Source organism: Ornithinimicrobium sp. (assembly GCF_035267225.1).
Classification (GTDB): Bacteria; Actinomycetota; Actinomycetes; order Actinomycetales; family Dermatophilaceae; genus Ornithinicoccus.
Window position 1 is genome coordinate 1 of record NZ_DATFMA010000116.1, and the last position, 10297, is coordinate 10297.

12 protein-coding genes are annotated in these 10297 nt (G+C 69.4%); 5 read left to right on the forward strand and 7 right to left on the reverse strand.

Annotation, left to right across the window (positions count from 1 at the left end; genetic code table 11):
* Positions 1-269 (reverse strand): pyridoxamine 5'-phosphate oxidase family protein (locus VJ976_RS11520; RefSeq protein ID WP_324100367.1); only part of this gene is annotated, 269 nt, incomplete at its 3' end.
* Positions 259-714, reverse strand: a complete 456-nt coding sequence (locus VJ976_RS11525) for a DUF6069 family protein (protein WP_324100368.1) — start codon at positions 712-714, stop codon at positions 259-261. The genes VJ976_RS11520 and VJ976_RS11525, both read right to left, overlap by 11 nt.
* 98 nt (positions 715-812) lie before the next feature.
* On the opposite strand from VJ976_RS11525, the gene VJ976_RS11530 reads away from it, so the two are divergent.
* The gene (locus VJ976_RS11530; RefSeq protein WP_324100369.1) at positions 813-1220 is read left to right on the forward strand and encodes a MarR family winged helix-turn-helix transcriptional regulator; all 408 of its coding nucleotides are present in this window, start codon (positions 813-815) and stop codon (positions 1218-1220) included.
* A gap of 42 nt (positions 1221-1262) precedes the next feature.
* Here the strand turns inward: VJ976_RS11530 and VJ976_RS11535 are convergent, their stop codons facing one another.
* The 3 genes from VJ976_RS11535 to VJ976_RS11545 all read right to left on the reverse strand — a co-directional run bounded on the left by VJ976_RS11535 (position 1263) and on the right by VJ976_RS11545 (position 4369).
* Positions 1263-1889: a regulatory protein RecX gene (locus VJ976_RS11535; protein WP_324100370.1), complete on the reverse strand. Its 627-nt coding sequence runs from the start codon at positions 1887-1889 to the stop codon at positions 1263-1265.
* Positions 1890-1920: 31 nt separating this feature from the next.
* The gene (gene recA, locus VJ976_RS11540; protein WP_324100371.1) at positions 1921-3003 is read right to left on the reverse strand and encodes a recombinase RecA; all 1083 of its coding nucleotides are present in this window, start codon (positions 3001-3003) and stop codon (positions 1921-1923) included.
* 229 nt (positions 3004-3232) lie between these two features.
* A complete protein-coding gene (locus tag VJ976_RS11545) occupies positions 3233-4369 on the reverse strand; it encodes an NYN domain-containing protein (protein WP_324100372.1) in 1137 nt (378 codons plus the stop codon).
* A 116-nt stretch (positions 4370-4485) separates the two neighbouring features.
* On the opposite strand from VJ976_RS11545, the gene VJ976_RS11550 reads away from it, so the two are divergent.
* The gene (locus tag VJ976_RS11550) at positions 4486-5139 is read left to right on the forward strand and encodes an HAD-IA family hydrolase (RefSeq protein WP_324100373.1); all 654 of its coding nucleotides are present in this window, start codon (positions 4486-4488) and stop codon (positions 5137-5139) included.
* A gap of 19 nt (positions 5140-5158) precedes the next feature.
* Here the strand turns inward: VJ976_RS11550 and VJ976_RS11555 are convergent, their stop codons facing one another.
* Positions 5159-6625, reverse strand: coding sequence for an oligopeptide:H+ symporter (locus VJ976_RS11555; RefSeq protein WP_324100374.1), 1467 nt, complete (start codon positions 6623-6625; stop codon positions 5159-5161).
* 184 nt (positions 6626-6809) lie between these two features.
* Here VJ976_RS11555 and VJ976_RS11560 point away from each other — a divergent pair, with 184 nt between their 5' ends.
* Both VJ976_RS11560 and VJ976_RS11565 read left to right on the forward strand, forming a co-directional pair.
* Positions 6810-8090 (forward strand): aspartate kinase, encoded by a 1281-nt coding sequence (locus tag VJ976_RS11560; protein WP_324100375.1) that lies wholly within the window; start codon positions 6810-6812, stop codon positions 8088-8090.
* Positions 8090-9226 carry an aspartate-semialdehyde dehydrogenase gene (locus VJ976_RS11565; RefSeq protein ID WP_324100376.1) on the forward strand — a complete coding sequence of 379 codons (1137 nt, stop codon included), beginning with the start codon at positions 8090-8092 and terminating at the stop codon, positions 9224-9226. Before VJ976_RS11560 ends, VJ976_RS11565 begins: the two co-directional genes overlap by 1 nt.
* Here the strand turns inward: VJ976_RS11565 and VJ976_RS11570 are convergent.
* Positions 9223-9450, reverse strand: coding sequence for a DUF3046 domain-containing protein (locus VJ976_RS11570; RefSeq protein ID WP_324100377.1), 228 nt, complete (start codon positions 9448-9450; stop codon positions 9223-9225). The two genes, VJ976_RS11565 and VJ976_RS11570, sit on opposite strands and share 4 nt — an antisense overlap.
* A 139-nt stretch (positions 9451-9589) precedes the next feature.
* On the opposite strand from VJ976_RS11570, the gene VJ976_RS11575 reads away from it, so the two are divergent.
* The coding region (locus tag VJ976_RS11575) for an FUSC family protein (protein WP_324100378.1) at positions 9590-10297 on the forward strand (708 nt) is incomplete at its 3' end.

Sequence of the window (10297 nt, forward strand, 5' to 3'; positions counted from 1 at the left end):
ACGTGCAACGCCCACGGCGCCCACTGCGGTCCGGGGGCCGTGCCGTCGATGACCACCGCCGCCTTACCGGTGGCTTGTACGTGCCGGGCGCGCCGTGTCCGGGGCACATCGCGGCCTCCGAGCACCAGTTCGTCACAGGTCGGATCGAAGGACCATCCGGTGGGCACGACGTGCGGCAGCCCTGCCGCGTCGACCGTGGCGATACGAGCCAGCGTGTGAGGCGGGTCTGCCAACCATCGCCGCTCTCGCGCGGAGAGCTCATCCCTCACGGCGCGCACCCTGTGCGGTCATGCGGCCACGCAGCACCGCGAACCAGATCACTCCGGTGGTCAGGTGCATGCTTGCCAAGGCCACCTGGGTCCCCAGGTCTGCGGACGCCGTGAATGGTGCCGGAGTGGTGATGATCCCCAACGTGAGACCGACACCGGCAAGCAGAGTGTGGGCGCGACGACCGCGGCTTCGCATGACGGCCAACACTGCGGCCCCGATTGCCACCGGGAGGAGCGTTGTGGCCAGCACCATCACCACACCAACGGTCATCGGGGCCTGACCGGCGGGCTGCACGGCGAAGTCAAGGCCGAGCGTACGGCCGAGGAGCAGGATCGCCACGTTGGTGATGGCAGCCACGCCACCCACCACCAGGGCGGGAGCGAGCGCGCGACCCACGGTCCGTTGCGGCGCTGAGCTTGTCTGCGGTAGCGACGTTGTGCTCATCGGATCCTCCACTAGTTGACGTGCTCAAGTTTCTGACACCATTGAGACAGTTTTAGTAGACGTTGTCAACTATTTATTAAATCTAGTAATATTCGCGCATGTCATCCCTGGCCAAGGCGCACTATCTGAGCCGTCTGCTCTTCCAGGTGGGAGAGAGGGCGCGAGCCGACTTCGCCGCTGTGGTCGCCGAGTGCGGCCTCACGGCGGTGCAGGCCAGGGTGGTGCTCTGGTTGGGAGAGCCGTCGTCGATGAGCTCGCTGGCCAATCACCTGGCGTGCGACGCGTCGAACGTCACTGGTATCGCCGATCGGCTCGCGGCAGCGGGGCTGCTCAGCCGAGTCCCGGGTGCGGACCGTCGGATCACGCTGCTGCAGCTCACCCCTGAAGGTCGGGCCGTGCGCGCCGACCTCGCCGATCGGGTGGCTCAAGGCTCTACCGTGATGGCGAAGCTCGATGACGGTGAACGCCGTCATCTGACCCGTCTTCTGACGAAGCTCCTCAGCTAGTCGACGACAGTCTCAGCTGGTCCGTCGTCCGAGGACGTGAAGCTAGTCGCGGACATGCTCGGGTGCGCGATCCAGCGCATCGCGGATGACCGACAGGGACAGGCCCGACGAGTAGCCCTTCCGGGCCAGGACACCGGCGAGCCGGCGAGTCTGCACCTCACGATCGAGGCCGTGCAGCCGAGGAAGCCTCTCGGCCACCAGCTGCTCGGCGCGCGCACGTTGGTCGTCTGCGTCCACGGTTCCGACGGCGCGCTCGGCGATCTCCTCCGAGACGCCCTTCTTGCGTAGCTCGTGACGCAAGGCACGGGGAGCCATGCCCGTGCCGTGGTGCTTGCTGCGCACCAGGGTGGCCGCGAAGGCTTCGTCGTCCACCAAGCCCACCTGGACCATCCGGTCCAGCACCCGGTCGATGACCTCGCGCTCGACACCCCGGTTGCTCAGCTTGTCGGCGAGCTGTTGTCGTGACCGCGGCCCCATGGCCAGCTGCCGGAGCACGATCTGCCGCGCTCGGGCATAGCCCTCCATCTCGGCCGTGGGGTCAGGCGACGGCGCACTGCGAGACGACGGCCGGTCGGTCGCAGCCGACGCTCCCTGAGTCGCCTGGTCGAGTGCTCGCCGCGCTGCCGCGAGCCGGGCGGCGTCCGGCTCGCGGCGTGCCTCCTCGCTCACCGTGGTGTCTTCCTATCGTGCTCGGCCCGTCTCAGAAGTTCACCGAGACCTCACCGGTCTTGGGGTCAACCCCCTCGGGCACGTCTGCCCCGGGTGCCGTGCCGATGCCGAGCTTGGCCTTGATCTTGGCCTCGATGTCGTCGGCCAAGTCGGGGTTGTCCATCAAGAACTGGCGTGCGTTCTCCTTTCCCTGGCCCAACTGCTCGCCCTCGCAGGTGTACCAGGCACCGGACTTGCGGACGAAGCCGTGCTCGACCCCCATGTCGATCAGGCCACCCTCGCGGGAGATGCCGTGGCCGTAGAGGATGTCGAACTCGGCCTGCTTGAACGGCGGCGAGACCTTGTTCTTCACGATCTTGGCCCGGGTCCGGTTGCCCACCGCGTCCGTGCCGTCCTTCAGCGTCTCGATGCGCCGTACGTCGATGCGCACGGAGGCGTAGAACTTCAGCGCCTTGCCACCGGTCGTCGTCTCCGGGCTCCCGAACATCACGCCGATCTTCTCCCGCAGCTGGTTGATGAAGATGGCGGTGGTGTTGGTCTGGCTGAGCGTCCCGGTGATCTTGCGCAGCGCCTGCGACATCAGCCGCGCCTGCAAGCCCACGTGGCTGTCGCCCATCTCACCCTCGATCTCCGCCCGGGGCACCAGCGCGGCCACGGAGTCGATCACGACGATGTCGAGCGCACCGGAGCGGATCAGCATGTCCATGATCTCCAGCGCCTGCTCACCGGTGTCGGGCTGGCTGACCAGCAAGGCGTCGGTGTCCACCCCGAGCTTCTTCGCGTACTCCGGATCGAGCGCGTGCTCCGCGTCGATGAACGCAGCGATCCCACCAGCCCGCTGGGCGTTGGCCACCGCGTGCAGCGCGACCGTCGTCTTGCCGCTGCTCTCCGGGCCGTAGATCTCCACCACCCGGCCGCGCGGCAGCCCGCCGATGCCCAGCGCGACGTCCAGGGAGATGGAGCCGGTCGGAATCGTCGCGATCGGCGGGCGGATGTCGTCACCGAGCCGCATCACCGAACCCTTGCCGTGCTGCTTCTCGATCTGCGCCATCACGGAATCCAGCGCCTTGCCCTTGTCGGCATGCATGGGCGTGACCTTGTTGCTCTGCGCCATCTCCTGCTCCTTCGCTACGTGGTGAGCGCGCCTACCTTCGACCACCGAGCCCACGGCTCCCGCGGCGGGTGCCTGGACCGATGCGTCAGACGCTAGGCAACGGCGCCGACAGACCCGCTCAGCCCCCCGTGGGGTTGTGGACGGGTTGGCGCGACGACGATGCCTGTGCACGAGGGTAGTCGCAAGTATGTTCGATAGATGCGCGACACGCCCATGCCGCGAGAGAGGCCTACGGCGCTCGAAGCACGTACTCGCGGCCCGCCTTGTCCCAGTCCAGCTGGACGACCCCTTCGGCCTGGGCGGCCTTGCAGAACTGCAGGAAGGATCGGTATCCCTGCTTCTTCTCGCTGAATCCCGGCTGGCTGCGTCGCAGCTGGTCTTTCAGCCCCGACAGGCTGACCGGGCCGTCCCGCTCCTCCGCCTCGGCGACCACCTCGCGCAGCAGCGCGAACGCCTCGGCACGGTCGCCCACCTCGGGCAGGCGGATCTCGGGGTCCCCCTTGGCCGGGCCGGGCACCAGCTCGATGATCGAGCGGGTCTGCAGCTTCTCCAGCAGCTCACCGAACGCCCGGAACCCGTGGTCGGCCTCACTGAACGTGGGGTCCTTGCGCAGGAGCGTGCGCTTCAGCGTCGAAGCGGTGACCAGACCGGCCGAGGACTGTTGCAGCCCGGCCACCGTCTGCGCCACGAGCACGGCGAGGTCGGGCGGCGGTGCACCGTCCTCGTCGTCATCGTCGCCGTCGCGGGTGGCGGGCGCATCGGGGATGGCAGGCGAGGGCGTGGAGTCCGTGGCGTCCCCGGACGCGGCACCGGTGCGCCGTGTCGGGCCTTTGCCGCGACGGGAGACGCGCCCGGCGCCCGCATCCCCCGACCGCGTCGTCGCCGGAGCGGGCTCGACCCCCTCGAGGTTGTCGTAGAACAGGAACTCGTCGCACGCCGGCGGAAGCATGCGGGAGGTGGAGTCGCGGACCCCGAAGCCGATGACCCGCTTGTTCAGCTCGCGCAGCTTGTGCACCAGCGGGGTGAAGTCGCTGTCGCCGGTGCATACAGCGAAGGTGGAGATGTAGTCCTTGCTGAAGGCCAGCTCGATCGCGTCGACGGCCATCTTGATGTCGGCCGCGTTCTTGCGCGATGCCCCCATCCGCTGCGGCATCTCGATGAGCTCGACGTGCGAGCGGGTGAGCATCCGGCGGTCGTCGTCGAAGTAGGACCAGTCCGCGTACGCCCGCCGCGCGACCACCCGCCCTCGTTCGGCGAGAGCGTCGCTGATCGGCTTCAGGTCGAACGGCGCACCCCCCAGGTGCTCCTTGGCGCCCAGCGCCAGGTTCTCGTAGTCCAGGAACAGCGCGATGCGGTCTTCGTCCACCCCCGGAGCCTACGCATGGACCCCTGCGTCGGGCGTGTCCACCACGACGTGTCCGCCCAGGCGTCCGCACCACACCCGGCCGAATCGACGTAGCGACTCATGGCTAGGCTTCGGGCGTGCTCCGATGGCCTGTAGTCCTGTTCGACCTCGACGGCACCCTCGCGGACACCATCGACCTCATCGTGGCGTCGTACCGTCACGCCCTGAGAGCCGTGCTGTGCGCCGACCTGCCCGAACCGCAGCTGCGCTCCTGGATCGGTCGACCACTGCGAGCCACCGTCGCCGAGACATTCCCCGACCGCGTGGACGACGTCGAGGAGGTGGTGCGGGTCTACCGCGAGTGGAACCTCGCGCACCACGACGAGATGATCCGCGAGTTTCCCGGGGTACGGCGGCTACTCGCCGACCTGGAGGGATCGGGAGCCCGGCTCGGCGTGGTGACCGCGAAGATCGCGCAGACCGCCGACCTGGGGCTCCGCGCCACAGGCCTGCATCGCCGCATCCCGGTCCTGGCCGGCGCCGAGGCGACCGACCGGCACAAGCCGGACCCCGACCCGCTGCTTCATGCCGCGAGCACCCTTCAGGTGGACCCGAGCGACTGCGTCTACGTCGGCGACAGCGTGCACGACCTGCGCGCCGCACGAGCCGCGGGAATGTCGGCCGTCGGCGTGACGTGGGGGGCCGGGCTGCGCCATGAGCTGGAGGCCGAGCAGCCGGTCGCCGTCGTGGACGACACCATCGAGCTGAGCACCCTACTGCGCGCCGGGTGAGGCGGGCTCGCCGTGAGGCTCAGGTCACGCCGCGCATCGACCGCCTCAGCAGCGGCACACACAGCGCCAGCAGCAGCCCGAGACCGATGCCGCTCAGGCCGATCACGCTGAAGTAGGGCACCTGGTTGTCCTCGCGGTAGTAACCGGCCAGGATCCCGGCGAACGTGGTCCCGATGGAGACCGAAAGGAACAACAGAGCCACCATCTGGGTGCGGAAGGCCTTCGGAGCGAGCTTGGTCGACAGCGACAACCCGGTCGGTGACAGGAACAGCTCGGCGAAGGTGAAGAGCAACAGGATGGCGACCAGAGCCATCAGGGGCGTGCCATGGGGGCCGTCACCGGCGAACGGAATGAAAGCAAGGAACGCCACCCCCATGAGAACCAGGCCCCCGGCCATCTTCATCGGTGACGAAGGCTGACGTGAGCCCATCTTCGTCCAGACCGCCGCAAAGACCCCCGCAAAGATCACGATAAAGACGGGATTGATGGACTGCACAAAGCTCGGCGGCATCGTCCAACCCAGGATGTCCCGGTTCAGGCTCTGCTCGGAGTACAACGCGATGACGGTGAACTGCTGCTGGTACAACGCCCAGAAGGCGGCGGACGCGAGAAAGAGCGGGATGAAGGACAGCACCCGGCTGCGCTCGAGCGCATCGACCCGCGGACTGCCCAGCAGCAGAGCGAAGTAGGCGATGGCGGCCACCACAGCGGCACCGGCCATCACCACGGGCAGGTCGCCGGCGTCGATCAGCCCGGTGAGCAGTGCCAGCGCGAGGGCACCGAGCACCCCGACCCCGATCAGCAGGTACCTCACCCGCTGCTCCTGCGGCAGGGGGTTGGGAACCACGGAGGCCGAGGGCGGCAGGTTCTTGCGGGTCAGCGCGTACTGCGTCAGCCCGATGGCCATCCCGGCCGCCGCCGCCCCGAAGCCGACGTGGAACCCCCAGTCCTGCTGCAGGAACCCGGTGACCAGCGGGCCGACCAGCGCGCCGGTGTTGATGCCCATGTAGAAGAGCGAGAAGCCCGCGTCACGCCGTTGGTCGCCCTCGGCGTACAGCGTGCCGACCAGCGAGGTCGCGTTGGCCTTCACCCCACCTGAGCCGACGCCGACGAGGACGAGACCGACGGCCAGACCCGACGCGCCGGGCAGGACAGCCAGGGCGATGTGCCCGCACATGATCATCGCTGCGCTGTAGAACAGCACGCGCTCCGAGCCCAGCACGCGGTCGGCCAGCCACGCCCCCAGGATGGTGGACAGGTAGACGCCGCCGCCATAGGCACCGATCAGCCCGGTCGCGGTGCTCTCCTCGATTCCCAGCCCACCGTCGGTGACCGAGAAGTACATGTAGTACAGGAGAATTCCCTGCATGCCGTAGAAGGAGAACCGCTCCCACATCTCGACACTGAACAAATTGGCCAGCATGCGCGGATGGCCGAAGAAGGTCCCCCTGGCATCACTGGCACGACTTTCTTTTGTCGTCGCCATGACAGCATCGTGACAAAACAGCCCCCGAATGTCTTCCTTGTGCCGGATACCGGGTCCGGATCGAGACCGCAGCCCGGCCGGGCGCGCCGCACGGGCGCGACGGGGCTCTACACTGGGTCGACCCGCCGTCGCACCGCGCGGATCCCTGCCATCGCCCCTTTCGCCTGCCGGAGACAGCACCACCATGTCCTTGCTCGTCCAGAAGTTCGGCGGCTCCTCCGTGGCCGACGTGGCCGCGATCACGCGGGTCGCCCGGCGCGTGGTCGACACCCATCGAGCGGGTCACGAGGTCGCCGTGGTGGTCTCCGCGATGGGCGATACCACCGACGAGCTGCTCGACCTGGCCGCCGCGGTCAACCCCGGCCCTCCCCCTGAGCGCGAGATGGACATGCTGCTGACCGCGGGCGAGCGCATCTCGATGGCTCTGCTGGCCATGGCCATCGAGCACCACGGAGTCCGGGCGCGGTCGTTCACCGGCGAGCAGGCCGGCATGCGCACCGACCGCAGCCACGGGCGGGCCCGCCTCCTCGACGTCACGCCGGACCGGGTGCGCCGCACGCTGGACGAGGGAGCCGTGGCCATCGTGGCCGGCTTCCAGGGGGTCTCGGAGGACGAGGACGTGACCACCCTGGGCCGGGGTGGCTCCGACACCACCGCCGTCGCCCTGGCTGCCGCCCTCCACGCCGACGTGTGTGAGATCTACACCGACGTCGACGGCATCTTCACCGCCGACCCTCGTATCGTTCCGGCCGCGAGCCGGATCACCCGGCTGACGGTCGAGGAGACCCTGGAGATGGCCGCCCAGGGAGCCAAGATCCTGCACCTGCGGGCCGTGGAGTATGCCCGCCGCTACGACGTGCCGATCCACGTCCGGTCCTCGTTCTCCGATGCCGAGGGCACGTGGATCCTGGTCGGCCGACCGCTCACCTCGCACCTGGAGGACGACATGGAAGATCCCCTCATCTCCGGCATCGCACACGAGATGTCTCTGGGCAAGATCACGGTGGTGGGTCTGCCCGACATCCCCGGCACTGCGGCGGCCGTCATCAGCGCCGTCGGCGCGGTCGGCGTCTCGATCGACATGATCGTGCAGAACGTGTCGACCTCGCGCGAAGGCACCTCCGACATCTCCTTCACCCTGCCGGTCGAGGACGGCCAGCGCGCCGTGGCCGCGGTACAGGCGATGCAGCACCAGATCGGCTTCGTCGACACGCACTACAGCTCGCAGATCGGCAAGCTGTCGCTCGTCGGCGCCGGGCTGCGCTCCAACCCCACGGTCGCCGGTCGGCTGTTCGCGGCGCTGGCCGAGGCGGGCGTGAATATCCTGATGATCTCCACCAGCGAGATCCGGATCTCGGTCATCACCGACCAGGACCGCCTGGCCGAGGCGGTGCGAGTCGTGCACACGGCCTTCCACCTGGACGCCGAGACCCCGGCTGTGGTCCACGGCGGGACGGGCCGCTGATGGGCACCGGGGAGGGCCTGCATCTGGCTGTCGTCGGCGCGACCGGGCAGGTGGGCACGGTGATGCGCGGCCTCTTGGCCCAGCTGGACCTGCCCGTGGCCAGCGTGCGGTACTTCGCCTCCGCTCGCAGCGCGGGCCGGGAGCTGCCCTGGGAAGGCGGGTGGGACGGCGAGCCGTACGTCGGTCAACCGCGCACGGTCGTGGTGGAGGACGTGGCCGACCCCACGGTGGACCTGGGTGGCATCGACGTCGCCGTCTTCTCGGCGGGAGGCTCCACCTCGCGCGAGCACGCCCCGCGGTTCGCCGACGCGGGTGCGGTGGTGGTCGACAACTCGTCGGCCTGGCGCGCCGACCCGGCGGTGCCGCTGGTCGTCAGTGAGGTCAACCCGGACGCGCTGGACCTGGCGGTTTCGGGCCAGGGTCGCGGCATCGTCGCCAACCCGAACTGCACCACCATGGCGGCGATGCCGGCGCTGCGAGCCCTGCACGAGACGGCAGGTCTGCGACGGCTCGCGGTCTCGACGTACCAGGCCGTATCCGGCTCCGGGCTGTCCGGAGTGGCCGAGCTGGCCGGCCAGGTTCGCGCCGGGGCGCAGGCCGAGCGACTGGAGGACCTGGCGCGCGACGGCGGCGCGGTGCGCCTGCCCGACCCGGACAACTACGTCGCACCGATCGCGTTCAATGTCGTCGCCCTCGCCGGCGACCTCGTCGACGACGGCTCGGGTGAGACCACCGAGGAACAGAAGCTGCGCAGCGAGTCTCGCAAGATCCTGGGTCTGCCGGATCTGCCCGTCGCCGGCACCTGCGTGCGGGTGCCGGTGTTCACCGGCCATGCCCTCGCCGTGCATGCGGAGTTCGCCGAGCCGCTCAGCCCACAGCGCGCCCGACAGGTCCTTGCCGACGCACCCGGTGTGGTCCTGCAGGACGTGCCCACCCCCCTGTCGGCGACCGGAACGGACCCCACCTACGTGGGGAGGCTGCGGACGGACCAGTCCGTCCCCGGTGGCCATGGCCTGGTGTTCTTCGTCGTCGGCGACAACCTGCGCAAGGGTGCCGCGCTGAACGCGGTGCAGATCGTCCGGGCACTCCACGAACGAGGGCTGCTGCGCCGTCGAGCCGAGACTCAGGTCGGCTAGGCGCGCCTCGGCGGGCGACGGTCGGCCAGGAACCGTCGCTCGGGTGGCACCTGGAGGTCCTCGCACAGGGCCAGCCACACCGTGCGGACCGGCTTGCCCGCTTCGATGGCCTCCTCCGCGGTGCGGTCCTCCAGGGCGTGGATGGCGTGGCTGGTGGCCACGGTGCGGCCGTAGGGGCCACCGAACTCCTGCTCCATCAGTGTCCAGAACTCACTCAACCGCATGGCACGACACCGTACGTGGGCTCGCTGCACGGCGGAACGGCCGCAGCCGACCCGCCGGCTCGGGTGTCGTCGGCCCCGGCTGGCCTAAGGTGAGGAGGGCCATGATCCGCGCCCGACGAGCACGTGTGAGGGGGTGCCCGTGACACCGCGGCTACTTGGCCTGGTCGCCCTGGTCATCGCTCCGGTCGTGGTCCTCAGCGCCTCGCCCTGGGCGGCGGGAGGAAGCCTGTTCTTCCTGGGCATGCTGCCGGCAGGCGTGGGTGTGCTGATCAGCGTCCGGGTCGCACTGGTCAGTGGCCTGGTGACCGCCGCGCTGATGATGGGCGCGGTTCCTTTCCGTGAGCAGCCGGTGGCCGGCTCGTTGTTGATGGCCGCCATCGGGGTCGCCGTGGGATTGTCGTCGACACGGGGCTGGCACGGGGTGGGTTCCCTCGCCGGCCCGCAGACCGCCTTCGCTCTGATCGGGGCACCCATGGTCGCGCTCGCCTCGAGCACCGTCTCCGCCGACTCCTCCCCCGCCGCGACCGTGGCGATGGGAGCCTGGGTCGCGGCGGGGGGTCTGTGGATCACCCTCCTGGGCCGGCTCGCCGGCGATGCGCTGCCCTCCCGCGAACCGCCTGCCGTGCCGGCCGCCGCCGGTCGGTACTTCGCCGTGGCTCTCGGACTGCTGGCCGGGATCGGCGCCTGGATCGCGATGCAGTGGACGACAGCACCGGGAGCGTGGTGGCTCCTGCTGACCCTGTTCGTCGTCATCCAGCCGTCGTACGCCGCCACGATGCAGCGCGCCGCGCACCGCGTGCTGGGGACGGTCGTCGGCGCGGTGCTGGCCGCTGTGGTGGCCGGCGTG

Bases quoted from the DNA above. Each gene is read 5' to 3' on its own strand.
- VJ976_RS11525 (WP_324100368.1), bottom strand. From the start codon at position 714: ATGAGCACAACGTCGCTACCGCAGACAAGCTCAGCGCCGCAACGGACC.
- VJ976_RS11530 (WP_324100369.1), top strand. From the start codon at position 813: ATGTCATCCCTGGCCAAGGCGCACTATCTGAGCCGTCTGCTCTTCCAG.
- recA (WP_324100371.1), bottom strand. From the start codon at position 3,003: ATGGCGCAGAGCAACAAGGTCACGCCCATGCATGCCGACAAGGGCAAG.
- VJ976_RS11555 (WP_324100374.1), bottom strand. From the start codon at position 6,625: ATGGCGACGACAAAAGAAAGTCGTGCCAGTGATGCCAGGGGGACCTTC.
- VJ976_RS11560 (WP_324100375.1), top strand. From the start codon at position 6,810: ATGTCCTTGCTCGTCCAGAAGTTCGGCGGCTCCTCCGTGGCCGACGTG.
- VJ976_RS11565 (WP_324100376.1), top strand. From the start codon at position 8,090: ATGGGCACCGGGGAGGGCCTGCATCTGGCTGTCGTCGGCGCGACCGGG.
- VJ976_RS11570 (WP_324100377.1), bottom strand. From the start codon at position 9,450: ATGCGGTTGAGTGAGTTCTGGACACTGATGGAGCAGGAGTTCGGTGGC.